General features: G+C 69.4%; 23 protein-coding genes. 13 read left to right on the top strand and 10 right to left on the bottom strand.

What is annotated here, in order from left to right; translation table 11 throughout:
• The first annotated feature begins 29 nt into the window (after positions 1-29).
• Entirely contained in the window at positions 30-851 is an 822-nt protein-coding gene (locus ABD793_RS22815) for an LLM class F420-dependent oxidoreductase (RefSeq protein WP_344863686.1), read from the top strand.
• A gap of 103 nt (positions 852-954) precedes the next feature.
• Positions 955-1,986 carry a class II fructose-bisphosphate aldolase gene (gene fbaA, locus ABD793_RS22820; RefSeq protein ID WP_344863212.1) on the top strand — a complete coding sequence of 344 codons (1,032 nt, stop codon included), beginning with the start codon at positions 955-957 and terminating at the stop codon, positions 1,984-1,986.
• Between the two features lie 212 nt (positions 1,987-2,198).
• Here fbaA and ABD793_RS22825 read toward each other — a convergent pair whose 3' ends face one another.
• Positions 2,199-3,368 carry a hypothetical protein gene (locus ABD793_RS22825; protein ID WP_344863214.1) on the bottom strand — a complete coding sequence of 390 codons (1,170 nt, stop codon included), beginning with the start codon at positions 3,366-3,368 and terminating at the stop codon, positions 2,199-2,201.
• A 244-nt stretch (positions 3,369-3,612) separates the two neighbouring features.
• Here ABD793_RS22825 and ABD793_RS22830 point away from each other — a divergent pair, with 244 nt between their 5' ends.
• Positions 3,613-4,023 (top strand): DUF3151 domain-containing protein, encoded by a 411-nt coding sequence (locus tag ABD793_RS22830; protein ID WP_344863216.1) that lies wholly within the window; start codon positions 3,613-3,615, stop codon positions 4,021-4,023.
• Positions 4,024-4,111: 88 nt separating this feature from the next.
• Positions 4,112-5,041 (top strand): helix-turn-helix domain-containing protein, encoded by a 930-nt coding sequence (locus ABD793_RS22835; RefSeq protein ID WP_344863218.1) that lies wholly within the window; start codon positions 4,112-4,114, stop codon positions 5,039-5,041.
• Positions 5,042-5,410: 369 nt separating this feature from the next.
• On the opposite strand, the gene ABD793_RS22840 is transcribed toward ABD793_RS22835, so the two are convergent.
• Together ABD793_RS22840 and ABD793_RS22845 are read right to left on the bottom strand one after the other, a co-directional pair.
• Positions 5,411-6,709 (bottom strand): GGDEF domain-containing protein, encoded by a 1,299-nt coding sequence (locus ABD793_RS22840; RefSeq protein ID WP_344863220.1) that lies wholly within the window; start codon positions 6,707-6,709, stop codon positions 5,411-5,413.
• 313 nt (positions 6,710-7,022) lie between these two features.
• The gene (locus ABD793_RS22845; protein ID WP_344863222.1) at positions 7,023-8,279 is read right to left on the bottom strand and encodes an MFS transporter; all 1,257 of its coding nucleotides are present in this window, start codon (positions 8,277-8,279) and stop codon (positions 7,023-7,025) included.
• Between the two features lie 316 nt (positions 8,280-8,595).
• On the opposite strand from ABD793_RS22845, the gene ABD793_RS22850 reads away from it, so the two are divergent.
• Positions 8,596-10,482 carry an FAD/NAD(P)-binding protein gene (locus ABD793_RS22850; RefSeq protein WP_344863224.1) on the top strand — a complete coding sequence of 629 codons (1,887 nt, stop codon included), beginning with the start codon at positions 8,596-8,598 and terminating at the stop codon, positions 10,480-10,482.
• Here the strand turns inward: ABD793_RS22850 and ABD793_RS22855 are convergent.
• The 3 genes from ABD793_RS22855 to ABD793_RS22865 form a co-directional block, all read right to left on the bottom strand.
• Positions 10,472-11,371: a glycosyl hydrolase family 18 protein gene (locus tag ABD793_RS22855; RefSeq protein WP_344863226.1), complete on the bottom strand. Its 900-nt coding sequence runs from the start codon at positions 11,369-11,371 to the stop codon at positions 10,472-10,474. The two genes, ABD793_RS22850 and ABD793_RS22855, sit on opposite strands and share 11 nt — an antisense overlap.
• A 113-nt stretch (positions 11,372-11,484) precedes the next feature.
• Entirely contained in the window at positions 11,485-12,075 is a 591-nt protein-coding gene (locus tag ABD793_RS22860) for an HNH endonuclease family protein (RefSeq protein WP_425548745.1), read from the bottom strand.
• Positions 12,076-12,263: 188 nt separating this feature from the next.
• Positions 12,264-12,932 (bottom strand): hypothetical protein, encoded by a 669-nt coding sequence (locus ABD793_RS22865; protein ID WP_344863230.1) that lies wholly within the window; start codon positions 12,930-12,932, stop codon positions 12,264-12,266.
• 75 nt (positions 12,933-13,007) lie between these two features.
• Here ABD793_RS22865 and ABD793_RS22870 point away from each other — a divergent pair, with 75 nt between their 5' ends.
• Complete coding sequence (locus ABD793_RS22870; RefSeq protein WP_344863232.1) at positions 13,008-14,294, top strand: adenylosuccinate synthase; 1,287 nt, start codon at positions 13,008-13,010, stop codon at positions 14,292-14,294.
• Positions 14,295-14,317: 23 nt separating this feature from the next.
• Here the strand turns inward: ABD793_RS22870 and ABD793_RS22875 are convergent, their stop codons facing one another.
• The 4 genes from ABD793_RS22875 to ABD793_RS22890 form a co-directional block, all read right to left on the bottom strand.
• Positions 14,318-14,815: an OsmC family protein gene (locus tag ABD793_RS22875; RefSeq protein ID WP_344863234.1), complete on the bottom strand. Its 498-nt coding sequence runs from the start codon at positions 14,813-14,815 to the stop codon at positions 14,318-14,320.
• A gap of 337 nt (positions 14,816-15,152) precedes the next feature.
• Positions 15,153-16,790, bottom strand: a complete 1,638-nt coding sequence (locus ABD793_RS22880) for a Na+/H+ antiporter (protein WP_344863236.1) — start codon at positions 16,788-16,790, stop codon at positions 15,153-15,155.
• 283 nt (positions 16,791-17,073) lie between these two features.
• On the bottom strand, positions 17,074-18,618 hold the full coding sequence (locus tag ABD793_RS22885; protein WP_344863238.1) for an amino acid permease: 1,545 nt from the start codon (positions 18,616-18,618) through the stop codon (positions 17,074-17,076).
• A gap of 156 nt (positions 18,619-18,774) precedes the next feature.
• Complete coding sequence (locus tag ABD793_RS22890) at positions 18,775-19,911, bottom strand: glycerophosphodiester phosphodiesterase (RefSeq protein ID WP_344863240.1); 1,137 nt, start codon at positions 19,909-19,911, stop codon at positions 18,775-18,777.
• A gap of 197 nt (positions 19,912-20,108) precedes the next feature.
• Here ABD793_RS22890 and purD point away from each other — a divergent pair, with 197 nt between their 5' ends.
• The 7 genes from purD to ABD793_RS22925 all read left to right on the top strand — a co-directional run bounded on the left by purD (position 20,109) and on the right by ABD793_RS22925 (position 26,626).
• A complete protein-coding gene (gene purD, locus ABD793_RS22895; protein WP_344863242.1) occupies positions 20,109-21,368 on the top strand; it encodes a phosphoribosylamine--glycine ligase in 1,260 nt (419 codons plus the stop codon).
• A gap of 96 nt (positions 21,369-21,464) precedes the next feature.
• Positions 21,465-21,854 carry a PE domain-containing protein gene (locus ABD793_RS22900; protein WP_344863244.1) on the top strand — a complete coding sequence of 130 codons (390 nt, stop codon included), beginning with the start codon at positions 21,465-21,467 and terminating at the stop codon, positions 21,852-21,854.
• A gap of 16 nt (positions 21,855-21,870) precedes the next feature.
• A complete protein-coding gene (locus ABD793_RS22905) occupies positions 21,871-22,437 on the top strand; it encodes a DUF3558 domain-containing protein (RefSeq protein WP_344863246.1) in 567 nt (188 codons plus the stop codon).
• A 9-nt stretch (positions 22,438-22,446) separates the two neighbouring features.
• The gene (locus ABD793_RS22910; RefSeq protein WP_344863248.1) at positions 22,447-24,201 is read left to right on the top strand and encodes a hypothetical protein; all 1,755 of its coding nucleotides are present in this window, start codon (positions 22,447-22,449) and stop codon (positions 24,199-24,201) included.
• A gap of 2 nt (positions 24,202-24,203) precedes the next feature.
• On the top strand, positions 24,204-24,962 hold the full coding sequence (locus ABD793_RS22915; RefSeq protein ID WP_344863250.1) for an ESX secretion-associated protein EspG: 759 nt from the start codon (positions 24,204-24,206) through the stop codon (positions 24,960-24,962).
• A gap of 188 nt (positions 24,963-25,150) precedes the next feature.
• Positions 25,151-25,462, top strand: coding sequence for a hypothetical protein (locus ABD793_RS22920; RefSeq protein ID WP_344863252.1), 312 nt, complete (start codon positions 25,151-25,153; stop codon positions 25,460-25,462).
• 42 nt (positions 25,463-25,504) lie between these two features.
• Positions 25,505-26,626 (top strand): transglycosylase SLT domain-containing protein, encoded by a 1,122-nt coding sequence (locus tag ABD793_RS22925; RefSeq protein ID WP_425548740.1) that lies wholly within the window; start codon positions 25,505-25,507, stop codon positions 26,624-26,626.
• The last annotated feature ends 138 nt before the right edge of the window (positions 26,627-26,764 follow it).

The raw sequence follows: 26,764 nt of genomic DNA on the forward strand, positions 1-26,764 counted from the left end.
AAATCGCCGTACCGTGCGTTCGCATGGGCATGGCTATCGAATTGGGCAGCATCGGCATCTTCCGCGGGGCAACCCAGACGAACGGTGAATTCGCCGCTGAGGTGGAAAAACTCGGTTACGGCGCGCTGTGGCTCGGCGGCTCACCCGGTGGTGATCTCGCGATCGTGGAGGAGTTGCTGGACGCCACCGAGCGGCTCGCCATCGCCACCGGCATCGTCAACATCTGGGCGGATTTGCCGGAGAGCATCGCGCGGGCCTTCCACCGCATCAACGAGAAGCACCCGAACCGGTTCCTGCTCGGCATCGGTGCGGGTCACCCGGAGGCAACGCAGGAGTACAAGAAGCCCTACGGCGCGCTGGTCGAGTACCTGGATGCGCTCGACGCCGCGGGTGTGCCCAAGGACTCGCTCGCGTTGGCCGCGCTCGGTCCGAGGGTGGTCAAGCTCGCCGGTGACCGGACCGCGGGCGCGCACCCGTATCTGGTCACCCCGGAGCACACCCGGTCCGCGCGGGAGATTCTCGGCGAAGGTCCGCTGCTCGCGCCGGAGCAGAAGGTCGTGCTCGACACCGATGCGGACCGGGCGCGGACCACCGGCCGCGGGGGCGCCTCGTTCTACTTCCAGCTCTCGAACTACACCGCGAACCTGCGCAAGCTCGGCTTCACCGACGAGGACTTCGCCGATGGCGGCAGCGACCGGGTGATCGACGCGCTCGCCCTGCACGGCGACGCGAAGACGGTGGCCGCGGGCGTGCGGGCGCACCTCGAGGCCGGTGCCGACCACGTCGCGGTGCAGGCGCTGGGCGAGGACCCGTTCCCGGCATATCGGGCGCTGGCGGCCGAGTTGCTCTGAATCGGTCTAGCTATAGTTGACGGTTATGAGGTGGACCGGCCCGCGCGGCCGGTCCACCTCGTACGATGCCGCTGTAGCAGCCAGTCGTCTCGAGGAGGAAACGATGCCCATCGCCACCCCCGAGGTCTATGCGGAGATGCTCGACCGGGCGAAGAAGAACGAGTTCGCCTACCCGGCCATCAACGTGACCTCGTCGGAAACCGTGAACGCCGCGATCCGCGGGTTCGCCGAGGCGGAGAGCGACGGGATCATCCAGTTCTCCACCGGCGGCGCGGAGTTCGCGTCCGGGCAGAAGGTGAAGGACATGGTCGTCGGCGCCTCGGCGCTGGCGGAGTTCGCGCAGGTCGTGGCTGCGAAGTACGACGTCAACGTCGCACTGCACACCGACCACTGCCCGAAGGACAAGCTCGACGGCTTCGTCCGTCCGCTGCTGGAGATCTCCGCGGAGCGGGTCAAGGCCGGGCAGAACCCGCTGTTCCAGTCGCACATGTGGGACGGTTCGGCGATCGACCTCGACGAGAACCTGGAGATCGCCAAGGACCTGCTGGCGAAGGCAGCGGCCGCGAAGATCATTCTCGAGGTCGAGATCGGCGTGGTCGGCGGCGAAGAGGACGGTGTCGCCAATGACATCAACGACAAGCTTTACACCGCCGAGGGCGACTTCGTGAAGACGGTCGACGCACTGGGCTCCGGTGACAAGGGCCGCTACCTGCTGGCCGCGACCTTCGGCAACGTGCACGGTGTGTACAAGCCGGGCAACGTGCGGCTGCGCCCGGACGTGCTCAAGCGCGGTCAGGAGGTCGTCTCGGAGAAGCTCGGCCTGCCGTCCGGGTCGAAGCCCTTCGAGCTGGTCTTCCACGGCGGCTCCGGCTCGCTGCCGGAGGAAATCCGCGAAGCGGTGTCCTACGGCGTGGTGAAGATGAACGTCGACACCGACACCCAGTACGCCTTCACCCGCCCGATCGCCGACCACTTCTTCAAGAACTACGACGGAGTGCTGAAGATCGACGGCGAGGTCGGCAACAAGAAGATCTACGACCCGCGCAGCTACCTCAAGGCCGGCGAAGCCGGCATGGCCGCTCGCGTGGTGGAAGCGACCAAGGCACTGGGCTCGGCGGGCAACAAGCTGCGCTGACGTCTGCTGTTTCCGGAGGCCGCTTCGATCACCTCGAGGCGGCCTCCGGTCTTTCGGCCCCGGTTACGGGCAGGCTTGCCGGGGCCGGGCACGCTACGACGAGGGTGTGTCACCCGGCCCGTTCCGGACCGGCGGTGCCGTGCGCCGCCTCGGGGGCAGCCGGCGCGGCCGTGCCCATCCGCCGCTCGTGCCGACGACCTGCCGGACCTCGGCTACTCGGCGGAAACCCGGGCCGTCCAACGGCGTCTTGCCGGTTCGAAGCCCGCCCACAGCGCGAACACGCCCACCAGCGCCACCGCCGCCGTCCAGTACTCGATCGGTGGTGCCGATTCGGTCAGTGCGTCGCCGAGCAGCCACGGGCGCAGCTGCGCCTGCAGCCAGAACGCGCCGTATCCGAGGGCGGTCACCAGCACCGCACCGGTCACCGCCGGGCGCCGGGCGAGGAATGCCAGGTCCACCGCCAGCCCGACGGCCAGCAGGTAGAACGGCACGGTCGAGACCGGGAACCCGAGCCCCAGCAGCAACGGCCACATCACGCACCGGTACGCGACATACCCCCCGGCGACCGCCAGTCCGGTCCAGCGCAGGCCGGCGGTCCGGCGGGCCAGCGCGAGAACGAGGCCGGAGACCGCGATGCCCCACAGCGGATACACCCACGGCGGGATCGGCATCGTGAAGTGCAGGATCGCGGCGCCGTCCACCGGGTGGCCGATCTGGCCGGCGGCGAACGACAGCAGCGTCGGTTCCGCTTCCGGAGCGCCGCGTTCCCACGCGCGCAGGCCGAGGATGCCGTACTCCTGCTGGCCGTTCGGGAAGAACGTGTTCTCGAGGAAGAACGCCCACAGCGTGAGCAGCACCCCGGTGCGGAACCGGCCCGGCGGACTCGTCCGCAGCCAGCCGAGCAGGACGCCCGCCTGCATGATGGCGGTGCCGAGGTAGAGCATCAGGTGCGACGGGCTCCACGCGGTCAGGTCAAGGCCGTTCACCCGGTGGTTGATCACGTCGAGCGGTGCCGCCACCAGGAACACCACCAGCCCGCTCTGCATGAGCCGCAGCGAAAGCCGGTCGCAGCCGAGGCCGGTGTAGCTGTGGATGGCCACCAGCACCACGATGATCACCGTGCCGACGGTGTTGATCAGGTGCGGTGGGGCCAGATCGTCGCGCAGCCAGCGGAAGTGCCACGACATGTCCCATGACGAGCCGACCAGTTTGAACGCGAACGCGGTCAGCCACATGCCGTAGCAGAACCGCAGCACCCATCCCGGCGTCGGCTGCCCCGGTGCGCCACGGTGCCAGTGCGTCGCGAAGAAGAGCCGGGTCTTGCCCACCGGCCCGCGTGGGACCGGGATCGTGCCGGTGACGTCGTCAACCGCCTCAGTCATGGACGTCATCTTGCCCCGCCGGGGTATGGCCGCGGGGACGAACCCGTCGAACCGGTCGAAAACCAGGGTTCACCCCTACGGGTGGCGAAGTTGCCCACGGCGGCCGGGGCACGGCATGGTGGCGGGCCATGATGCCGAAACGAACCGTCGCCGCCGTGCTGATCGCCGCACTCGTGCTGGCCGGTGGCGGCGTGCTCACCAGCCTGTTCCTCTGACCCACCGGTGCGGTGGGCAGAATGGCGGTATGACGCACAACCTGCTGGGCCCCGACCCGACGCTGCTGCCAGAGCACACCGCCGCACAGGCCGCACTGGACGCGGGCTCGGACCCGTCGTCCGTCGCGGCCGAACACCCCGACTACAGCGAAGCATGGGCCGTGCTCGCCGAGCGCGCGCTCGCCGACGGTGAAACGGTCACCGCATACGCCTACGCCCGCACCGGCTACCACCGCGGACTCGACCAGCTGCGCCGCGCGGGCTGGAAGGGCTTCGGCCCGGTGCCGTGGTCGCACCGCCCGAACCAGGGTTTCCTGCGCGCGCTCGCCGTGCTCGGCCTCGCGGCGGGCCGGATCGGCGAAACCGAGGAGCACGAGCGGTGCCGGACGTTCCTCGCCGATTCCGATCCGGCCGCGGCGGAGGCGACCGGACTGAAGTGACCCGGTGCCGGGGCTCTGCGGGGCCCCGGCGCCCCACCATCGGGTGATCATCGGGGTGTTCACAGTTGCTGACACCTATACCTGCCGCATGCGAGGCACGGCCATGCTCACCCCACGGATCCGCACACTGGGTACTGCTCTGCGCGAGGCTCGGCTCGAGGCCCATTTCGGCCTGCGCGAGCTGGCCCGGCGGGTCGGCGCGAACCCGGCGCTGGTGTCGAACTGGGAATTGGGCCAACGAGTACCCGGGATCGAGGACGTCGCCGGGATCCTCGGCGCGCTCGGCGTCGTCGGGGAAGACAAACAACGAATCCTGTGCCTGGCGCGGGGCACCACCGATCCCGGCTGGATCACGCTCGGCAGGCAGGCCGAACCGGATCATCTGGCCGGACTGCTCGCCTGCGAACGGGTTGCCACCTCACTCGTCGAATGGCATCCGCTGCTGATGCCGGGGCTGCTGCAGATCCCGGACTACGCCCGCGCGGCGTTCGTCGCGGGCGGGCTGCCGCCGTCGGCGGCCGAACGCCAGGCGGACGTCCGCACCGGCCGCAGGCCGCTGGTGGTCGGTCCCAGCGCAATCCCGTTCGAGGCACTGATCGGCGAGGCGGCGCTGCGCAACCCGATCGGCGGCCCGGAGACGATGGCGCGGCAGCTGCGGTTCATCGCCGATCTCGCCGCCACGTCCGCGAAACTGCGGGTCCTCGTCATCCGGTCCGGGGTCGGCGGGCACCCCGGCCTCTCCGGGCAGTTCAGCCTCTACGGTATGCGTGCCGCGGAGCCGATCGTGTACTTCGAACACCACAGTTCGGGCGCGTTCATCCTCGACGAGGGCGACGTCGGGAACTACCGGGACGCGGTCGTGCGGATGCGGGAGAAGGCGATGACCGCCAAGGACTCCCTGGCGTTCATCGAGCGACGGGCCGCGGAATTCCGGTCCATCGCGCAGACCGCACCGCAGTTCGACGGTGCGGGCAGCCCGGCGAACTGTCCGCCGAGCCAGATGAACGCCTCCGGGTAGAGGCGCGACGGGCCGCCGGGGTGCCCCGGCGGCCCGGGGTACGCGCAGTTCACCGACCGCGAGACGCTGTTCGCCGCGGTGGTGGCTGAAATCGAGGAGCGGGCCTTCCCCGCGGAGGCGAGCAGGCCGCGCTGGGCGTGGACGCGGGCCGGACCGGCAAGGTACTGGCGACGATGCATTTCGCGATGCGCGAGGCCGTTGGTCCAGGTGCGTGGGGAGAGGGGATTCACCGGCCCCGGACGCCCTCGTGGACTTGCGCACGGAGGCTCTTGTCCGCGGAGCGTGCGGCGGACCCGGGCCGACGAGCTCGAACGGCTGCGATGAGGAAGCCCGGCCGGCCGGGGGAGGGAGCCGGCCGGGCCAAGTCGATCAGACAGCCGCGGCGAGTTCCGGACGGGTCGCCGGACAGCCGGGTGCCACGGATTCCTCCGCCGGGCCGCGAACGGGCTGCTCGGCTGAGGTACCTGCCACGGCCTGCGTGGTTGATGCCGGCGCAGGCTGAGCTGAGGTCTTCGGCACCGAGCCGACCACGCGGTTGCGGCCGGTGTCCTTTGCCTCGTACACCGCGGCGTCGGCGGCTGCCATCACGTCCTCGATGCTCGATCCGTCCATCGGATAGGCCGCGACACCGATCGACGCGGTACGTCGTTCGATCGCCACCGCCGCGCCCGCGTTCGTGTGCGTCTGGACGATGAGCTCGCTGATCCGCTGCCGGATCCGCTCCGCGGTCACCACCGCGTCCTCCTTCGACGCCGCGGGCAGCAGTGCCACGAACTCCTCGCCGCCGAACCGGCCGACCAGGTCGTGTGCGCGCGTCTCCTGCTTGACGACGGCCGCCACCGCCTTCAGCACGTCGTCGCCGGCGAGATGGCCGTAGGTGTCGTTGATGTGCTTGAAGTGGTCGAGGTCGATCATCAGCGCGCCGAAGGTGCCTCGTTCCCGCTCCGCGCGCGAGATCTCCCGCTGTGCGCTGTCGCTCCAGGTGGTGGCGTTGAGGAGCTGCGTCTTCTGGTCCGTGGTCGCGAGCTCCTCGAGCCGCTTGATCAGCATCGACCGCTGCAGCACGTACAGCGGGAGGATCACCAGCACGGACAGCAGCGGCTCCTGGGTCAGCACCATCACCAGCAGGCCGCCGACGCACAGGGTGGCCAGCTCCAGCAGGTTGTCGTCCAAACCGCCGAGGCAGGACTCCACGGTGGCCTTCGCCGGGTTGGCCAGGTACAGGCCGAGGCCGGTGAGCAGCGTGTTCACCGTGAAGTACACGAGCGCGGCCCCGCAGACGACAGCCACGGTGAGCTCGGGCGAAGCGAGCGTCACGAGGCCGGCGGAACAGGCGGAGAGGCTGGCCGTGGTGAGGTTCGCGGCCACGCGGTGCGCCTCGCCCGGACGGGTGCCCGACCAGCTGCGGAACGCCAGGTAGACGTACAGCGTCGCGCTCAGCACGGCCACCAGCTGCACCGGTAGCAGCACGCCGGCGGGCAGCAGCCACACCGCGGTCATGTTCACGTGCGGACCGATGGCGAGGGTGCGGCGCTGGCGCTCCAGCCGCCTGCTCACCTCAGCCTGGGCGACGGCAAGCGCCGTGATGAGCGCGAAGACGCCGAGGTGCTTCGTTGTCACCGGCTGCGTGCAGGCCGCGAACACCGCCCAGCCGATGTTGAGCGTCATGGCAGTAAGGGTGACCGCGATCCACTTCGGCGGTCGCTGCCAGAGTGCCCATCGAGCGGGACGATAGGAGCCATTCAGCGGAGAACGTTCCCCCATTGTGGTCATCTTTCCCCCAAGAACTTGTGCGGTTGTCCGGTGACAATCTCCTCACGGACAGTTTCAGCCCGTTTGCCGCCTGTCCACAAGGGTCTTCGGTGTGTACATTTTTCCCGAACACGCCGGATGAAGGGTGACCAGCGATGCGCACTAAGGACCAGTGACCGACCGAAAGCACCGTTAGGTCGCGCAGGTAGGGGCCCACGCGCGGGGCAGATCAAGCATGCTCGGCGCGTGTGGCTTCCTTTGCCGTGCTCTCCGCCTTTCCGGGTAGCGTCCGTTGCCAGGCAATCGCGAGCGGGATCGTGATCGCCAGTCCGGCGAGCCCGAAGACCCCCACTGTCGTCTGCGCGCTCACGTGGTCCGCGATCACCCCGCCGACCAGCGGCGTGACGCCCATGACCGTGGTCAGGCCGGTGTTCGACAGCCCCATCGTCTGCGCCCTGGTCTCGTCCGGTACCGCGACCGTGAGCGAGGCGGTGGCCTGCAGCAGTGCGATGGTGCCGAAGCCGCCGGAGATCACGAAGAGGATCACCGAGGCCACCGGGCCCGGCTGCAGGAAACAGAGCAGCAGCGGGATCGCGGCGAGTGCGGTGAGCGGTCCGATCAGCTTCGGCCGCCGATCGGCGGGCACCCACCGGGTGTAGGCGAAGGTGAAGATCACGCTCCCCACCGGGTCGGCGGCGAGCAGCAGGCCGATCACGCTGGGGCCACCGCCGGAGGAAGCGACGTACGGCGCGGCGATGCCCTCGTACACCGGCAGCAGGCCGGCCAGCCAGGTGAACAGCATCAGCGGACGCAGCGCCGCGGTCGCGAACGCGATCCGGCCGCCCGAGCTGAGTGAGGCGAAGAACGGCTTGCGTTTCTCCCCGCTGGCCGCGGCCGGCCGGGCCTTCAAGCCGAAACGCACGAACAATGCGGAGAGCACGAAGGTCGCCGCGTCGAGCACGAGCGCAAGGCGCGGGTCCAGCGCGAGCAGCAACGCGCCACCACCCGCGAACCCGACCAGCTGTGCCGACTGGGTGGTCATGCTGCGGATGCCCATGCCGACCACGAACCGGTCGCCCTCCAGCACCTGCGGCAGCAGGGCCAGCTGGGAGGCCTTGAACGGCGGGTTCAGCAGGGACACGAGCCCCACCAGCACGCACAGCACCCACAGCGGCAGCCCGGGGATGGCCACCAGCCCGATCAGCACCGCGCGCATCAGGTCGACCGTGACCATCACCGAGCGCCGGGAGAACCGGTCCGCCAGCCCGGTGAGGAAGATGCCGCCGAGCAGGGACGGGAAGAACGTCAGCGCGTAGGTGAGGCCGGTGAGCGTGGCCGACTGGGTGTTGGCGTAGACGAGAACGGAGAGGGCAACGCGGGCGAGCTGGTCCCCGGCGATCGACAGCAGTTCGCCGAACCACATGGCGCGGAACTCGGCGACTCCGAACACCTCGCGGAACGTGACCCGTCCCGGTGCTGCCGTCATACGTGTTCTCCCCGCTCTGTGCGCGGACTGTGCCGCCGTGGTGACCAAAAGGTGACCATAGGACCTCCTGGTCACGGACCGATCACGCGTGGTGAGTCGTCCACTTCAGTGTCCCGTGACTGTTGGTGATTCTCTAGGTTCTTTCGCCGGTATCCAACAGGTCACGGTCGGTTCTCCGCGTGTCCAGACGATAGCGCTCCGCACTCGGCGAGGCTGATTAATCACTTCTCTGTGACTTAGGTCACATTTTGTCGTGAATAGTCCGCAGTGTGGAACGCCGGTCGTCGCTGTCCCTCGCGCGCGTAGCTTCGGCCGGGTGACCGATCTCGCGACGTTCACGCTCGCCATCGTGGGTGCCGGGCCTCGTGGGGTCGGCGTCCTGGAACGGCTGTCCGCCAACGCGCCCGGCCTGCTCGGGGCCGGCAGGCTGGTGGTGCACCTGATCGATCCGTTCCCGCCCGGCCCCGGCCGGGTGTGGCGGTACGAGCAGTCCCGGTTGCTGCGGATGAACTCGATGCCGGAAGACGTCACCGTGTTCACCGACGACACCGTGCGCATCGACGGCCCGGTGGTGCCCGGTCCGTCACTGATCGAATGGGTGCGCCAGGTACGGGACGGCACCTTGGCGCATCCGGTTCCCGAGGACTTGCGCGAGGAGCTGGAGACGCTTGCCGCCACGGACTTTCCGACCCGGCGGCTGCAGAGCCTGTACCTGGCATGGTTCTACCGCAAGGTGGTCGACGAACTGCCGCCGGGCATCGAGGTGGTCGAGCACCACGCCGCGGCGGTGGAGATCGGCGACGGCGAGTCCGTCCGGCTTTCCGACGGCACGGTGCTGGCCGCGGACGCGGTGGTGCTGACCGTCGGCCACCTCGACGCGCTCCCCGATCCCGGTGAACGCGCGCTGGCCGAGTTCGCCGGACGGCACGACCTCGCGTACTACCCCGCCGGGTACACCGCCGACGTCGACTACTCCGCGGTGCCTGCCGGGGAAACGGTGCTGGTACGGGGTTTCGGCCTGGCGTTCGTCGACCTGATGCTGCTGCTGACGCAAGGGCGTGGCGGCCGGTTCGAGGACTGCCCCGGTGGTGGACTGCGCTATCTCCCCAGCGGAGCGGAGCCGGTGCTGCACGTCGGCTCCCGCCGCGGCGTGCCCTACCACGCCAAGACCGGCTACCGGCTGCGTGGGAAACCGTTGCAGCTGCCCAGGTTCTTCGACCAGTACGCGATCGCCGAGCTGACCGGGCGGCCCGGCCGGCTCGACTTCCACGCCGACGTGTGGCCGCTGATCGCGAAGGAACTCGCCTGGGCCTACTACACCGAACTGTTCACCGGTCATCCGGATCGGGTGCGCACCGATTTCGCGGTGTTCTCCGACGCGTTCGCGGATCTGCCGTGGGGATCGTCCGAAATGGACAGACTGGTCGCGGACGCGGTACCGGCCGAGGAGGACCGGCTGGACCTGGAGAAGCTGGACCGGCCGTTCGCGGGCAGCCGGTATGCGTCCGCGGAGGAATTCGGAAAAGCGTTGCGGGAGTATGTGGAAGCCGATCTGGCCCGGCGCGCGGACCGGCACTACAGCGCCGATCTGGGCGCGTTCATGGCGTTGCTGTCGGTGCTCGGCCAGCTGCCCGCGTTGCTCGCGACGGGAAAGGTCTCGGCCGTGTCACAGGTCAGCGGGCTGGACGGCTGGTTCCGCGGGTTCTTCTCCTTCTACGCCAGCGGCCCGCCCCCTCGGCGGCTGGCGGAGCTGCTCGCGCTCGCCGATGCCGGGATCGTTTCGTTCCTCGGCGCCGACGTGCTGCTGACCGCCGACGAGGAGGCCGGGGTTTTCGTCGCGGCCAGCGCCAGTCATCCGGAAACGGTCACCGCACGCACGCTGATCGAGGCCCGGCTGCCGGATGCGAGCGTGTCGCGCGTTTCCGACCTGCTGCTGCGAAACCTGCGGGACACCGGTGCGCTGGTGGAGGAGAAGGTGCCGGATGCGGCAGGAGAGCCGCTGCCCTCCGGCCGCATCGCGACCGCGATCACCGATTTCCGCATGCACTCCGCCGACGGGACACCGCATCCCCGGCGGTTCGCAGTCGGGCCGCACACCAGCGTCCGCTCGGCGGGTGCGTTCACCCGGCCCCGGACGAACGCCATCTCGTTCCGGCAGAACGACGTGCTGGCGCGGGAAATCCTGCGGTTGGTCAACCCTTGACGGTCGGTGCGATCTGCTGCGCCCACTGCCACGGCGCGGCCTTGTCCCCCGGCAGCGAGTTGAAGTACTCCCAGCCGTCCACACCGCCGAAGTCCGGGTACTTCTGCACCAGGCTGCCGACGGTCGACTGCAGCGTCGGCATGTCGACGTAACCATCGCAGTTGGCCGGGTTGGTCACCGTGCCCGCGACGACCTTCTCGGCAGGCACGACGCCGTGCTCGATGATGCCCTCGTAGCCCGAGGTGTCCGCCAGCGATCCCCAGTTGCAGTAGAACTGGGTGTTGAACCACGAGATCTGGTCGCCGCGGTCGCGGTAGAGCCGGTCGTAGTCGAGGCCGGAGAGCCCGCCGCCGCCGTTCAGTTCGGTCGCCACCGGGGCGAGCGTGATGAGGAAGTCCTGGCCGAAGTCCGCGCGCAGGGCGTCGATCAGCCGGTTGAGCGCGTCGTTCGACATCTGCTCCTCGATGTCGAGGTCGATCCCGGACAGCGAGTGGTCCTTGATCAGCTGACGCAGCAACGGGTAGTAGGTGTCGAAGTCGTTCTCCAGCCGTTCGAAGCTGCCCGCGGCCGCGCCGCCGACAAAAGCCAGCGCGTGCACGCCCTGGCCCTGCATGGTGGCGAGGTCCTGCCACATCTGCGTGAACTTCTCCGAAGACGGCGGATCGTCGTTCAACGTCATGGTGGCGCCGTCGTTGAGGTGCACCGCGCCGACGATCACGTCGGTGACCCCGGAGTCGTTCTGGGTGAGGCCGAGCGGGGAGACGTAGGAATCGCCGTCGTAGACGGTCTGGTAGTAGACGACGACCCGGCGTCCGGTGGCGGCCTCGGCCGGCACCGTCGCGAATGCCACCATGAACACGGCCAGCACGGCCGCCGCGAGCTTCCTCATGGTTTCCGACCATAAGACGCGCACGGTGCACGCGGTAGCACCGTCGGTAGGGGTTGCCCTCCGGGGCGCCGGTGCTTCCCGTGGAGGGCAACCGTTGACCAGCGGGCGCCTGATCAGCAGCGGCCGAGCATGTCGGTCAGCGCGGACTTCTCCGCGGAGTTCACCGTGAGCTTGAACTTGTACTTCACCGCGACCCACATCTTGGCGTAGGTGCACCAGTACCCGGTGGACGGCGGCTTCCACTGGTCCGGCGATTTGTCGCCCTTCTCCTGGTTCACGTTGTCGGTCACCGCGATCAGCTGCGGATCGGTCAGATCGTTGGCGTAGGCCTGGCGCTGGTCCTGGGTCCAGGACGAGGCGCCGGTGCGCCACGCGTCGGCCAGCGGTACCACGTGGTCGATGTCCACATCGGACGGAGAGGTCCAGGTGGCGTCGTCGTAGGGCGAGGCCCAGCTGCCCGAGGTCGGGTAGCAGTCCGAGCCGACCTGCACGTCGGTGCCGTCGCGCTTGAGCACCGCCTCCCGGGTGTTGCAGTTGTCGCCCTGGTCGATCCAGTGCGGGAACTTGTCGCGGCTGTAGCCGTCGAGCGAGCCGTCGGCCTGCACGGTGAGCTCGGCGAGGTCGCTGGTTGCGGTCTCCGTGGACGGGATGCCGGGAGGGGTGGCCTCGGCAACCCCGATCGTGGTCGCGCCGAGCAGGGCCATCCCGGCCACTACGGTCAATGAATTGCGAACAGTACGTGTGGTCAGCATATTGCCGCCTCCGGATCAGGTGCGGGGACGAATTCACCCTTAACCACGGAAGTGGCCTGCGCAACACCTCGGGGTGACATGTAACAGACCTTCTGTGAACGGAAAGTCACCGCCGGGTCGCCGGGGATCGAACTCCCCGGTCAGCCGAGGACGAGCCGGAGGTCGGCGGTGTGCCGGTACCAGGTCCACCGGTTGATCTCCCGTTCGTGCGCCACCCCGTCGATGACCAGCGAAGACGTGGGCAGGCAGCCGATCTGGAAGGCCCGCCCGCGGAACGTCGCGGAGCGCTTCACGAACCGTCCACGGGTCACCTTGGCGGCCACCCCCGCCTCGTCCGGGGTGACCTCCACCGAGGTGACCGCACCGTCGAACGCCACCTGTTCGTCGCAATACGCCTGGCCCTTGACGGCGCCGAGGTTTGCGTACCCGAGCAGTACGCCCCCGCTGTCGTCGCGCACGAGCGGGACCGGCACGGCGGTGCCCTTCCACGCGATCGCGAACGCCGCCTCCGCGTCGGCGGGCAGCCGCCGGTGCGCGGCGACCCGTCCCGGCGGCACCGGCACGAAGCCGACCGACACGTCCGCCAGCCGCTCCCGGCGCATGATCCGCACCACCACCGCGGCCAGATCGGCGTCCGTGCCCACGACCACCAGCCGATCGTGTTCCCCCAGCAAGTGGTCGATTTCCGCCTTGCCGGGGCGGGCCCCGACCCGGACCAGCGGCAGGTCACCGAACGCCGCGGCGCGCTCCCCGGCCGGTCCGCAGGCCACCACCGTTCCGCGCACGCGCACGTCCTCCGTTACAGTCATGCACCGGCATTTCCCACCGCCACCCGTGTCCCGCCGGGGCACGTTTTTCCTGTTGCCGAATACCTGGAGTGTCACATGCCGGCCATTGTGCTGATCGGTGCCCAGTGGGGGGACGAGGGCAAGGGCAAGGCCACCGACCTGCTCGGTGACCGTGTCCAGTGGGTCGTCCGCTACCAGGGTGGCAACAACGCGGGCCACACGGTGGTGCTGCCGAACGGTGAGAACTTCGCCCTGCACCTCATCCCGTCCGGCATCCTCAGCCCTGGCGTGACCAATGTGATCGGCAACGGCGTGGTGGTCGATCCCGGTGTGCTGCTGGACGAGCTGGCCGGGCTGGAAGCGCGGAATGTGGACACCGGCGGGCTGCTGATCTCGGCCGACGCGCATTTGATCATGCCGTACCACGTGGAGATCGACAAAGTCACCGAGCGCTACCTCGGCAGCCGCAAGATCGGCACCACCGGCCGCGGTATCGGGCCGTGCTACCAGGACAAGATCGCCAGGGTCGGCGTGCGCGCACAGGACCTGCTGGACGAGAAGATCTTCCGGCAGAAGGTCGAGGCCGCGCTCGAGTTCAAGAACCAGGTCCTGGTCAAGGTCTACAACCGCAAGGCACTCGACGCCGACCAGGTCGCCGACGAGGTGCTCGCCGCAGGCGAGAAGTTCGCGCACCGCATCGCCGACACCCGGCTGCAGCTGAACCAGGCGCTGGAGCGCGACGAGGTGGTGCTGCTGGAGGGTTCGCAGGGCACGCTGCTCGACGTGGACCACGGCACCTACCCGTTCGTGACCTCCTCCAACCCGACCTCCGGCGGGGCGAGCGCCGGTTCCGGCATCGGCCCCGGCCGGATCACCACCGTGCTGGGCATCCTGAAGGCCTACACCACCCGGGTCGGTTCCGGCCCGTTCCCGACCGAGCTGGACGACGAATCCGGCGAGTTCCTGCGCAAGCAGGGCGGCGAGTTCGGCGTGACCACCGGCCGCTCGCGGCGCACCGGCTGGTTCGACGCGGTGATCGCCCGCTACGCGACCCGGGTCAACGGCATCACCGACTACTTCCTCACGAAGCTGGACGTGTTGTCCGGCCTCGAGAAGGTCCCGGTGTGCGTCGGCTACGAGGTGGACGGCTTCCGCACCGCGGACATGCCGATGACGCAGACCGACGTGCACCACGCGGTGCCGATCTACGAGCAGCTGCCCGGCTGGTTCGAGGACATCTCGACCTGCCGCACCTTCGCCGATCTGCCCGCCAACGCACGGTCCTACGTCGAACGGCTGGAGGAACTGTCCGGCGCCCGGATCTCCGCGATCGGCGTCGGCCCCGGCCGGGATCAGACGATCGTGCGGCACGAGTTCGCCTGACCCCGGCCCGGTGCCGGGCCCGGTCAGGCGAGCTTGGTGCTGACCGGGGTTTCGTGGCGGAACAGGTCGAGCACCGGGCAGTGCTCGTCCACCGCGCGGCGCAGCTGCTCGTAACGTTCGGCCGGAGCAGGGCCTTCGAGTTCCACCGAGATCCGGACGTCGCGGAAGCCGGGCCGGGTGTCCTCGTCGAAGCCGAAGAAGCCGTGCAGGTCGAGGTCGCCGTCCACGTGCACGCGCACCGCGTCGAGCGGGATGCCGAGCCGGGCGGCCCAGAACTGGTACGTGATCACCTGGCAGGAGCCGAGCGAGGCCAGCGCGTACTCGACCGGATTGGCCGCGCGGTCGGTGCCGCCGAGCGCGGGCGGCTCGTCGACGGTGAACGCGTGGTCGCGCACGCGCACGTCCACCACGGTCGTGGTGCCGGTGGCCAGGGAGTGGTCCACGCCGAACGACACGGCCGCATTGCGCGGGTCGGCCTGCGCGGCGGTGCGGGTGCCGTCGATGACGTCGGTCAGAGACATCGGTCCTCCTGGGGTCGTCGGATGCCCAGCGTGCGTGCCCCGACCGGCCGAGCGCAGCGGCTCCCGGCGAGTGGGAGCCGCGCCGAACAAAACCCGGAAAGGACTTTCGGGACGGTCCGGCCTCGACCGGCAGCACGTCCCCGCATCCTGCCCGGCGCGCTGCAGCTTGGGGTTGCTGCTGCGTGTCCGGCGCCCGACGGCCCGTAGTGCCGCTGTGTGCCCCCGGCGCCCCGGAGTGCCGCTGAGTGTCCGGCGGTTCGGCGTGCCGCTGCGGTGTGTCCGGTCTGCTGTGGTGCGGGTGGTCTCGGCCGGGCGGTGTCGTCGAGCGGTTTCCCGGTCACCCCAGCCGGTTGCGCAGTGCCGTGGTCACCGACATCTCCTCCAGGTCCAGTTCGCGCAGCACCTTCTGCAGTACGTCGTCGTCCAGCCTGCCGGCGCGGTTCTCCTCGATCATCGCTGCCCGCTGTGTGATGAGCAGTTCGCGCCGTGCCCTGGCGAACTGGGCGTGCGGGCTCGACCGGCGTTCCTCGCCGGACAGCGTGATCGCCGCCTGTGCGAATTGGTACCGGGTGTCCACCAGGCGTTCCAGCCGGGCTTCCAGCATGTGTGCCTTGTCTTCCGGTATATCCAATTTGGACAGATAATCGCCGGAGATCTCCCGCAGCCGCTCGTGCGCCGCCTTCTGCGCGATCTGCCGGGCGGCCAGCTCCTCGGCCTGGTCCCTGGTCTCCTCGTCCGGGTCCTGCACCTTGAGCAGCCGGATCAACGGCGGCAGCGTGAGTCCCTGGATCAGCACCGTGCCCACCGCGACCGCGAAGGCGAACAGCTGGATCTCGGCCCGGCCCGGCGTGTCGGCGGGCACGCCGGACGCGGCGGCGATGGTGACCACCCCGCGCATACCGGTCCAGGACACCACCGCCAGCGATCGCCACGACGTCGGATCTCGTTTCGTCTGCCCGATCAGCTGCAACGAACGGGGCAGGTAGGCGGACAGGAACACCGCGGGGATCCGCACGAACATCGTGACCAGCAGCACCATCACCGCGACCACCGCAAGGGTTCCGTTGTCTCTTGCGGCGTTCTCCGCGCCGTCGAGCACGAACGGCAGCTGGAGACCCACCAGCGCGAACACCAGCGCTTCCAGGATCACGTCGATCGACGCCCACACCGAACGGTCCTGCATGCGTGTCGGCGGTGACGCGTCCAGTGACCGGTATCCGAGATACAGCCCGGCGGCGACCACGGCCAGCACGCCCGATCCGCTGAATTCGGCGCCGAACGGGTGCAGGTGCTCGGCAAGGACGTACGCGGCGAACGGGACCACGATGCCGAACGCGGACTCCATCATCGGATCGTCGAGCCGCGAGCGGAGGAAGCCCACGACCGCTCCGATCAGCAGTCCGACCGCGATGCCGAGCACGGTCGCCACGGCGAACACGGCGAAGCCGTGGCCGAGCGATCCGGCGGTCCCCGCGACGGCGGCGAGCGCGACCTTGTACAGGGTCAGCGCGGCCGCGTCGTTGACCAGGCTCTCGCCGGTCAGCACGGTCATGATCCCGCGTGGCAGGCCGAGCCTGCGCCCGATCGCGACCGCGGTGACCGCGTCCGGCGGGGAGACCACCGCACCCAGCACCAGCGCCGAAGCCCACGGCAGGTCCGGCAACAGCAGGTGCACCACGAAGGCGACCACGAACGCGGTGACCACGACCAGCAGCACGCCGAGCGAGACGATCGAGCGCAGGTTCGCCCGGAAGTGCGTCACCGAACTTTCCAGCGAGGTCGAGTAGAGCAGCGGCGGCAGCACCAGGGTCAGGATCAGCTCGGGCTCCAGCTCGATGCGCGGTACGCCGGGCAGCACCGCCACCCCCAGCGCGACCACCACGATCACCAACGGCGCGGACAGGTTGAACCGGCGAGCCAGCGCAGTCAGCCCGAGCGAGCCGGCCAGCACACCTATCAGCGTCAAGGTCTCCATGTCCGCATCTTGGCCCATGATCGCCGTGGCTCGCCCGTTTCAGCCCGTCGTGTCGGAAGGCGGCAGTCGTTTTCGAGCCGGCCCCCGGTGGTCGAGCCGCCGGGGCGGGTGGCCGCCGCCCCGGTTCCGGAAGGGCCAGGACCAGGTCCACGACCTGCCACCGGTCGGCATGCCGGTGCGCCGGCTCGAGCACCTCCAGCCCGCACGACCAGGCTGCAACGAACGTCAGCTGCGCCCCCGGGACGCCTCAAGACGCCGGCTGGGGTTCTGCGGACCGGAGCGGTCAGCCCAGGTCCTTCAATTCCCTTTCCACCGCGGCGAGTTCTTCGGCGGAGCCCTGCACCTTCGGGCCGGTGAACCACTTCCGTGCCGACACCGCCCACCACAGTGCCGCGCCGCCCAGTACCACCAGGAAGGCGACGGGTGTGTAGTTGAACGTGTCGACCGTGACCGGGGCGGCTTGGGGCAGCATGAACAACACGAAGATCACCACTACCCACGCCGTGGCGATGATGCCGATCGGCTTACCCCAGCGGCCCAGGTTCCAAGGGCCCTTCTCGAAGCTGTCACCGCGGCGGACGCGGAGGAACACAGGGATCACGTACGCCACGTACAGGCCGACAGTCGCAATCGACGTGACCGCGGCGTACGCCGTCTCGCTCCACAGGTACGGCAGTGCCAATACCAGTGCCCCGCCGGCGGCCAGCCATACCGCGTTGGTCGGGGTTTGGGTGCGCTTGTTGATGCGGTGCCAGAAATTGGCGCCGGGGATCGCGCCGTCGCGGGCGAAGGCGTAAATCATCCGCGAGTTCGCGGTCACCGAGGCCATCCCGCAGAACAGCTGTGCGCCGATACAGATGAGCAGCAGGAACTTCCCGGTCACGGCGCCGGTCGCGTCGATGAAGATCTGCGCGGGCGGTACGCCGGTGGCCGAGTTGACCGCACCGCCGTAGTCCTGGATCGCGAAGGTCAGCCCGATCAGCAGCACCCATCCGGCGGCCAGCGACACCAGGATCGACGTGATGATCCCGCGTGGCCCCGCTTTCGAGGCGTTCTTCGTCTCCTCCGTCATGTGTGCCGACGCGTCGTACCCGGTGAGCGTGTACTGCGACAGCAGCAACCCGAGCGCGAACACGTACGGCGCCGAGCCCCAGCCCGTCTGGTTGACGAAGCTGCCGAACACGAACGACGCGTCCTGGTGCTTCGCAGGCACGAACACGAGAATGCCCACGATCACCAGCACTCCGAGCAGGTGCCACCACACGCTCACGCTGTTGAGCAGCGCGACCACGCGCACGCCGAAGGTGTTCAGCACTCCGTGCACCACGAGGATGATCGCCAGCAGCAGGATGGTGTGCCCCGGTGTGGCGCTGAATCCCCATTGCAGATCGAGGAATGCGTTGAGGAACAACGCCGCCCCGAAGTCGATGCCTGCGGTGACCGCGATCTGCCCGATCAGGTTGAACCAGCCGGTGAACCACGACCACGCCGGTCCGTTGCGCGTGGCGAGTTTTGCCGCCCAGTAGTACAGCCCGCCCGCGGTCGGGTAGCTCGAGCACACCTCCGCCATGCCCAGTCCGACGAGCACCACGAACAGCCCGACGAGCGGCCAGCCCCAGATCATCGCCGCCGGCCCGCCGGTCGTCATGCCGAAGCCGTAAAGCGTGAGGCAGCCGGACAGGATCGAGATGATCGTGAACGACACCGCGAAGTTCGAGAACGCCGACATCGTGCGCTTGAGTTCCTGCGCGTAGCCGAGCGCGTGCAGGCGTGCGCTGTCCTCGTCCGGATGGTCGGGTCCGGCGGTCTGCTGGTCGGAGACATCCATCGGGCACCCACCTGAAAGGTATGCGGACAGACCATTGAGTCCGCAGAAGCTAGCCCGCCCCGTTCACGAGTGTCAAGGTTTCGCCGCCGCGTGCAGTCGACGAGAACGGCCCGCCGCCGACCCCTCGGTCGGCGGCGGGCCGGGCAGTGCGAAGGATCAGTGGCCGAGGAAGTCGTGCAGCGACTCCAGCGCCGTGTCCGGCTGGTCGGCGAAGAACCCGTCGACACCTGCCTTCAAGAACGCCGCCTCCTCGCTGAAGACGTCGCCGAACGCGGTCGGGCTGTCCGACGAGCGCAGATTCGTGGGCAGGAACGGGTTTTCGTTGCGGAAGGTGTAGGGCTGCACCTTCAGTCCGGCCTGGTGTGCGTCGTCGACCAGTGCGGTCGGCGCCGCCAGATTGCCCTGTGTGTCGAGCGGGATCACCTGCGACTTGTCCGGCCCGAGGTACTTCGCGTACTTCGCGACTTCACGCAGCCCCGACGGCGAAACGACGTCGGCGTACGTGCGCTTGTCGCCCTTCGCCACGAAGTCCGCAGGAGCGCCGGTCGCCTCGGTCAGCTGAAGCAGCGGCACTCGCACCTGCCGGTGCAACGCCTGCAGGTTGGACACCTCGAACGACTGGATGACCACCGGTGCGTCCGGCCGGTTCAGTCCGTTGCGGTTCAGCACGGACACCAGCTTCGGTTCGACGGGATTGCCGATCGAGGAGAAATAGGTGGAGTGCTTGACTTCCGGGTAGGTGCCGAGTGTGCGGTGCAGTTGCCTGCCGAGCCGGTTGGCGAAGTCCAGCACCTCCTGGTAGGTGACGATCGCGAACCGGCCGTCGTAGAGCTGGTTGTTCGGCCGGTTCTCCGGGATCCGCTCCTTCGCGCGCAGCGTCTTGAGCTCGGCGAGGGTGAAGTCCTCGGTGAACCAGCCGGTCGTCTTCGTGCCGTCGATGACCTTGGTGGTCTTGCGCGAGGCGAATTCCGGATGGTCCGCGACGTCGGTCGTGCCGCCGATCTCCGGTTCGTGCCGGGCCACCAGCTGCCCGTCCTTGGTCGGCACCAGGTCGACGTCCACGGAGTCCACCCCGAGGCGCCAGGCCAGTTCGTAGGACGCGAGGGTGTGCTCCGGACGGTAGCCGGGTGCGCCCCGATGCCCGACGATCACCGGGTCATCGTGCCCGCGGTCGTGCGCAACCGCATCCGGGGCGGCCTGCTCACCGGCGGCGGCCGGACCGATCGCCAGCCCCGCGGCCCCGAACAGGGCAAGGCCGGACAGGACGAGTACGCCGACTCGTTTGCGCTTCATGGAAGACCTCTTTCTACCGGGGCACCCGACGGCGCCACGATTACCGCGCCACCCTCACGGCCGCAAGCGTCGGGCGGACTTCGCCTGCCGGGCCGGAGGCTGACAACCCGGTAAACGGTGCGTGGATTCCGGTTCGGGGCGGACTTGGCGGGACGGCGATCTGCCCTGCCGGTGCACGCACGGTTACGCTGTCCGGCGTGCGCGTACTGGTAATCGGCTCCGGCGCCCGTGAGCATGCACTCGTCCTCGCGGTGTCCGGTGACCCCGCTGTCACGGCGCTCGCCTGCGCGCCGGGTAACGCCGGCACGGCCGCGCTCGCCGAGCAGCTCGGCGTCGAGCCGGCCGAGCCGGGCGCGGTCGCCGCGCTGGCCAAGCAGTGGCAGGCCGATCTCGTGGTGGTCGGCCCCGAAGTCCCGCTCGTCGCGGGCGTTGCGGATGCCGTGCGGGAGGCGGGAATCGCCTGCTTCGGTCCGGGTGCCGCGGCAGCGCGGATCGAGGGCTCCAAGGCGTTCGCGAAAGACGTGATGGCCGCCGCGGGGGTGCCCACCGCGCGTAGTGAGGTCGTCGATACGCCTGCCCGTCTCGACGCCGCGCTCCAGCGCTTCGGCCCGACCTGGGTGGTGAAGGACGACGGGCTCGCCGCAGGCAAGGGCGTGGTGGTGACCGAGGACGTCGAGGTGGCCCGCAAGCATGCGCTGATGCTGCTCGACGGCGGCCACCCGGTACTCCTTGAGTCCTTTTTGGATGGACCGGAGGCCTCGCTGTTCTGCTTCGTGGACGGCCGCACCGTGGTGCCGATGCTGCCCGCGCAGGACTTCAAGCGCGTCGGCGACGAGGACAAGGGCCCGAACACCGGGGGGATGGGGGCCTACGCCCCGCTGCCGTGGGCTGCCGACGATCTGGTCGACGACATCGTCGCGCAGGTCGTGCAGCCGGTGGTGGACGAACTCGACCGGCGTGGCTGCCCGTTCTCCGGTCTGCTGTACGCCGGGCTCGCGCTCACCTCGGACGGTCCGCAGGTGATCGAGTTCAACTGCCGCTTCGGCGATCCGGAAACCCAGGTCGTGCTCGCGCTGCTGAACACGCCGCTGGCCCCGGTGCTGCACGCGACCGCAACCGGAACGCTGGCCGAGCTGCCGCCGCTGGAGTGGTCCGGCGGAGCCGCGGTGACCGTGGTGATCGCCGCCGACGGCTACCCGGGCAAACCTCGCACCGGTGAGGTGATCACCGGCGGTGAGCTCGAAGGCGTGCTGCACGCAGGCACCCGGCGGCGCGAGGACGGCGCCGTGGTCTCGGCAGGTGGCCGGGTGCTGTCGGTGGTCGGCACCGGCAAGTCGCTCAAGGCCGCCCGTAAGCACGCGTACGAGACGGTCGAGCGCGTGCACCTCGCCGGTTCGCACCACCGCACCGACATCGCGCTGCGTGCTGCCAACGGAGAGGTCGTCGCACCCGCCTGAACGGTCTGGGCGAAACCCGTCTCGGCGCAGGGGCGGCGTTGGTAGCCTCGAAGCGGGTTTGCACGGTCACTTTCCGTATGACGTGAGGGGTAGCGCATGCCAGTCAGCACTCCGCCGACCGATCTGGCGTCCTCGGTCCCTGCTGCGCCGGGCGTCGCCGATCTGGTGGTGGAGCCGGCGAAGCTGCTCGACGTGGCCAGGGTCGTGGAGGAGCAGGTCACCGCGCTCGAGGACAAGCTGCTCACGCGGCTGGGCGAGCTGCGCATCGACACACCGTCGGCGGATGCGGTGAGCGTGAACGCCGTGGCCGCGTGGAACCTGGTTGTGGCCGAGGGAGACCAGTCCTACGTCGCACAGGTGCGGGAGTACGTCGCCAACCTGCACCGGCTCGTGGCACAGCTGCGCGACGCGGCCAAGACCTACCAGGCCAGCGACGAGGACAAGGCCGCGGCGTTCGGGGACCGCGGTGCGCACGGTATCCACTAAGCCTCTCCTCGCCTTGGTGGCGGTGCTCGGCGTGGCCGGTTGCTCGTCCGCCGACCCGGGCACCGCGTATCCGGTGCAGACGGCGGTCAGCTCGGCTTCGCAGCAGGCGAAAGCCGCACAACTGCCCGCTCGGCCGGCCGAGCTGCCGATCGCCGGCGTCGATCCGTGTGCGCTGATCGGCCAAGCCCAGCTCGATGAGCTGAAGGTGACCAGCGTGCCGCGGAAGGCCGCGGATCCGCAGGACGGCCCCACCTGCGTGCTCGATGCGAACACCACCGAGCCGTTTCACGCTTTCCACCTGCGGGTCGTCGACGCCGACCTGCAGGAGTGGCTTACCGGCGCGCGGCGGAAGAACAGCATGACCACCGCACCGGTGAGCGTCGAGGGCTATCCGGCACTCACGAACTACCGCGCGTCCGGCACCCCGTCGGACTGCGAGGTGCTGGTCGGCGCGGCGAACGGCGAGACGTTGGCCGCGCAAGCGTTTGCGATCACCTCCGGCGGATTCAGCCAGCCCCAGCTGTGCGAACTCGCCACCCAGGCCGCCGGGCTGGCGGTACAGGGCCTCAAGGCACCGAGTTAGGGAGGGCGCGTGGAGATCTCGGACCTCGCGGGAAGGATCCGCGACCATCGCTTCGACGGCTGGACCGACACTGCCATCTCCGAGGAGATCGAGAAGTTCGGCAGCGGCGACGGAATCGGCAGCATCGGCACAGCGGTCGAGGCGCTGAAGGCCGTCTCGACCGCGCTCGCCGACACCGACCGCACCCTGCGCGCGCAGCTGTCGAAGCTCGGCGTCGAATGGCAGAGCGAGGCGGGCGGCCAGGCCGGGCAGGTGTTCACCGAACAGGCCGGCTTCTCTCAGGACGCGACGCGGAAGGTCTCGCACGCCGCGGAAATGCTCTTCACCCAAGGCGAAGCGTTCAACCGCACCAAGTACAAGCTGCCCGACGCCGAGACCGTGCGCAAAGGCGCGGGCGGCTACACCCTCGGTGATTCGGTGCTGAGCCTGATCGGGTTCGAGACCGATCACTCGGCGCAGGTGGCGGCCGCGCAGAACGCGCGTGCCCAGGCGCTCGAGGCGTTGAACGCCTACGCCCAGCAGAGCGGCGAAAACCTGCTGACCAGTGAGGAACTGAGTCGTCCGGAGTCGCTGACCACGACCCAGCCGGACGGACAGCCCGGCGTCGTGGACCGCGCGGGCTCGGCGGTCGAGGTGACGCCGGACGGAGGCGTCAAGCCCTCGTCGACGTCGATGCGGTCGCAGCACGTCGAACCGCCTCCGGCGCAGCAGGCCGGCCGTGGGGTGGTGGATCCGCCGGCGCACGAGGGCTCCGCACCGGCCAACCGGGTGGTGCCTGCCGCAAACGTGATCACCCCGCCGGCGCGACCGCCCGCGGGTGGGGAAACCGCGCCGGGACGTGGCGCCGGCAGCTCGGGTCGGTACCCGCCGGATGCCCCCGGCGGACCGGGAACTTCCGGCAGGCCAGGGACTTCCGGCGGACCGGGGGCTTCCGGCGGACCGGGGACGTCCGGCGGTTCCGCGGGTTCGCGGCTGCCCGGTGGCCAACGACCGGCCGGTGGTCCTGGACCGGCCGGTGGTCCTGGGGCGTCCGGCGGCTCCGGCGGGCCGGGTTCGGCAGGTGGCTCCGGTGGTCCGGGTTCTGCTGGCGGGTCCGCCGCTTCCGGCGGAACCACCGCCCCCGGCGGTCCTTCGTCGCCCGGTGGTTCCGGTGCACCGCGTGGCTCCGCGCCGTCGGCCGTGCCGGGAGGTCCAGACGGCGGACGGCACGGGAGCCTGCTCCCGGACGCGCCGCGCGGCGCCACCGGGGCGGACGGCGTGACCGGCCGTGGCGGCGGTGCGTCCGGGCCCGGCGCCGGGCACGACCAGACGCTGAACCGGGGCCGGTTGGTCGGCAGCGCTCCGCAAACGCCGTTCGTACCCGGTGCGGAGACTGCTCCGCCCGCGGTGCCGCGTGGTGGGGCGTCGCCAGGAGACGTCGGCGCGGGTGCCGCGGCGATCGGTGCGGGTGTCGCCGGTGGCGCGCTGGCCGGGGACCGCGAACGGCAGGGCCGTGGCTTCGGCGGTTCGCCGGAGAACGGCCCGGTGCGTCCGCTGCCGGTGGACGAGCTGCCCGAGGAGGAGGCGATCGCGCTGCGCAAGACCGAGCAGATCGCGCCCAAATCGGAAGGCGGCAACGCGAAGTTCCTCTCCCCGGCCGCGACACAGGGGGAGGACGACGACGAGCACGTGCGCCGGTTCGGCGTCGACGACAAGGACCTGTTCACCGACCGGCGCATGGTCACCGGTGACGTGATCGGCGACGGCACGGGGGAAGTGCGCTGACCGTGAGCCTGGTGCTGTCCGCGCTCGAATTCGACGTGCTGTGGGAATCGCTGGAGCTCGGCCGCCGCCCGGCCACCCTGGCCGTTCCGTCGCCCGGCAGCACACATTCCGAACGCACGTCGCTGGTGGAGTCCGCTTGGCAGTCGCTCGCGCAACGGCGGCTCGCCCGCGGTGGCCGTCCCTCGGGCGCCCTGCTCGACCAGCTGCACCTGCTCGCCCGGCCGCACTACGCGGTGGACGTGTGGGTGTGGGCCGAGCGGGAGATCCGCGGCCGTGCGGTGAGCCGGGGCAGCCAGGCGGTGCTCGGCGTGATCGACCACGACGAGGTGTGGCTGATCCCCGCCGACGAGGGTGCGCTGGCCGAGGCCGCGGTGCCGGTGGCCGGGGATCTGGCCGCCGGTGTCGGACAGTCGATCTCGGTACCGCACGACGCACTGGTTGCCGCCGATTCCGCCGCACGGGGTGAGCCGAAGGCGCTGGTCACCGAGCTGGCAGATCGTGGCCTCGACCTGTGGGAAGCACAGGAGCTGGCCGGCATGCTGGTGGGTCAGGAAGCTCGTGGCCAGTTCTGCGCCGAACGGGTGCTGCGGGACGGTACGGTGCGCCGTTCGCCCCAGGTGGCCGCCTTCTACGACACCGATGCCGGCCGGTACCTCTTCCAGCTCACCGAGGACCCCGGTGGTCGCGCCTGGGCCACCGTGAGCCCGGCCGACAATCCGGTCCTGATCGGACGGGTCCGCGAGTTGCAGGCGGCGTTGTGAGCCCGTGGCGATCATGAAATCGGACTTCTCGGACTTTCCGTGATTCCGGATGGCACTCCGGGGTGGAACTTGCCGGAGTTTGCCACCACCACCCGATCGAGGTCTTAGAGTTGATATGGGAACCGACCTGGTCAGACCGGCGTCCGACTGGTCGGCAAGAATGTTTTCGTGAAGGGGATGACCGCGAAGTGCCTGTCTACGACGCTGATTCGATGTCCATCGCGGCGCGTCAGGTGGAGAAGCTGAGGGACGAGTTCCGCAAGTCCAAGGACAAAGTCACCGGGATGGACGACGAGCGCGAGAGCCCGTTCGGCGGAATGGACGGCGCGCAGGATGCGCACGGAGCGGTCGGCGAGCTGAAGAACGGCGTCCACAGCCAGTTCGACGCTGCCGGCCAGCACATGGACGCACTCGCGCTCGCGATGCGGAAGGCGGCCGGGCTGATCGTCGAAACGGACCAGGTGGCCAAGAGCGACCTGACCGTCCACGAAGACAAGTGACGACCTGATTCGACCGAGCCGGGACAGAGGGGGAGTACTCACGTGCCATTGACTGCGAACGGAGCAGGCACGCCGGACAACTGGCAGGCGTTCACCGAGAAAGTCGACAAGGTCGCCAAGCTGAACGTCGACGCCATCAACAAGGCGGCCGACCAGTTCCGCGGCGCCTCCACCGACGCGGCCGACCATTCGACGGCACTGGACAACACGACCAAGGCACTCGACGGGGGTGTGTGGTCCGGTCAGGCGGCCGACTCCTTCTTCGACTACGTGCGCTCGGTGCGCAATGCCGGCGCGAAGGTCGAGGCACACCTCGGCGACGTCGCGAACGACCTGTCCGCGTTGGCGAAAGACCTCGGCGACATCAAGTCGAAGGTCACCAACGACAAGCTGCACGGTGCGGAGGCCGCGGTCAACGCGCGCAACCAGAAGGCGCAGACCGACATGGACGCGGCCACCAACGCCGCGAAGACCCTCGCCGCACAGAACAAACCGGGCCCGGACAAGAGCGCCGATCAGATCAAGGCCGAGGCGAAGACCGACATCAACAAGATCACCAGCGACTGGGACGGTCAGGTGCAGGGCCTGCTCGACCAGGCCAACGGGATGATCGGCCGCTCGCAGACGCTGATGAAAAAGCAGATCGACGGCGGGTACGACAAGGTGAAGACGCCCGGTTCGGGCGGCACCACCCCGCAGGGCACCGGCGGTATCCACACCGGACACGGCGGTGGCGGCAGCGGCGGAGGCGGCGGTGGAGGTGGCGGCCTCGGTTCGAGTGGCGGCCCGCCCTCGTCGCCGCCACCGGGAAACGTGCAGCAGTGGATCCAGGAAGCGATCAAGGAACTGCAGGCCGCGGGCGTAAACGTGACCGACGCGGACGTCAAGAACATCTGGGCGATCATCCAGCACGAATCCGGCGGCAACCCGAACGCGATCAACAACTGGGATTCGAACGCGGCCGCAGGACACCCGTCCAAGGGCCTGATGCAGTGCATCGACTCCACGTTCCAAGGGCACAAGCTGCCAGGACACGACAACATCTACAACCCGGTCGACAACATCATCGCCGGCGTCCGGTACTCGATCGACCGGTACGGCTCGATCGGCAACGTGCCAGGCATCCAGGCGATGTCGCAGGGCGGCGCGTACCGCGGGTACTGATTCGCCGCGGTAGCGCCGGTCCGATTCGGCACCGCTGTGCCGGACGGATTCGCCGCAGTTGAGCCGGCGGGACTCCGGCCCCGCCGAGCTGGATGGACTCGCCGCGGTTGAGCCGGTCCGGTTTTGTACCGCTGTGCC

It is taken from the genome of Amycolatopsis ultiminotia (assembly GCF_039536925.1).
Lineage (GTDB): Bacteria > Actinomycetota > Actinomycetes > Mycobacteriales > Pseudonocardiaceae > Amycolatopsis > Amycolatopsis ultiminotia.

Excerpts from the sequence above, each read along its gene's own strand:
- ABD793_RS22885 (WP_344863238.1), bottom strand. The coding sequence starts at position 18,618 with ATGGATGTCTCCGACCAGCAGACCGCCGGACCCGACCATCCGGACGAG.
- ABD793_RS22835 (WP_344863218.1), top strand. The coding sequence starts at position 4,112 with ATGCGAGGCACGGCCATGCTCACCCCACGGATCCGCACACTGGGTACT.
- ABD793_RS22830 (WP_344863216.1), top strand. The coding sequence starts at position 3,613 with ATGACGCACAACCTGCTGGGCCCCGACCCGACGCTGCTGCCAGAGCAC.
- ABD793_RS22860 (WP_425548745.1), bottom strand. The coding sequence starts at position 12,075 with ATGGCCCTGCTCGGCGCGACCACGATCGGGGTTGCCGAGGCCACCCCT.
- ABD793_RS22875 (WP_344863234.1), bottom strand. The coding sequence starts at position 14,815 with ATGTCTCTGACCGACGTCATCGACGGCACCCGCACCGCCGCGCAGGCC.
- fbaA (WP_344863212.1), top strand. The coding sequence starts at position 955 with ATGCCCATCGCCACCCCCGAGGTCTATGCGGAGATGCTCGACCGGGCG.
- ABD793_RS22890 (WP_344863240.1), bottom strand. The coding sequence starts at position 19,911 with ATGAAGCGCAAACGAGTCGGCGTACTCGTCCTGTCCGGCCTTGCCCTG.
- ABD793_RS22900 (WP_344863244.1), top strand. The coding sequence starts at position 21,465 with ATGCCAGTCAGCACTCCGCCGACCGATCTGGCGTCCTCGGTCCCTGCT.
- ABD793_RS22815 (WP_344863686.1), top strand. The coding sequence starts at position 30 with ATGGCTATCGAATTGGGCAGCATCGGCATCTTCCGCGGGGCAACCCAG.
- ABD793_RS22845 (WP_344863222.1), bottom strand. The coding sequence starts at position 8,279 with ATGACGGCAGCACCGGGACGGGTCACGTTCCGCGAGGTGTTCGGAGTC.
- ABD793_RS22865 (WP_344863230.1), bottom strand. The coding sequence starts at position 12,932 with ATGACTGTAACGGAGGACGTGCGCGTGCGCGGAACGGTGGTGGCCTGC.
- ABD793_RS22870 (WP_344863232.1), top strand. The coding sequence starts at position 13,008 with ATGCCGGCCATTGTGCTGATCGGTGCCCAGTGGGGGGACGAGGGCAAG.
- ABD793_RS22880 (WP_344863236.1), bottom strand. The coding sequence starts at position 16,790 with ATGGAGACCTTGACGCTGATAGGTGTGCTGGCCGGCTCGCTCGGGCTG.
- ABD793_RS22840 (WP_344863220.1), bottom strand. The coding sequence starts at position 6,709 with ATGACGCTCAACATCGGCTGGGCGGTGTTCGCGGCCTGCACGCAGCCG.
- ABD793_RS22825 (WP_344863214.1), bottom strand. The coding sequence starts at position 3,368 with ATGACTGAGGCGGTTGACGACGTCACCGGCACGATCCCGGTCCCACGC.
- ABD793_RS22855 (WP_344863226.1), bottom strand. The coding sequence starts at position 11,371 with ATGAGGAAGCTCGCGGCGGCCGTGCTGGCCGTGTTCATGGTGGCATTC.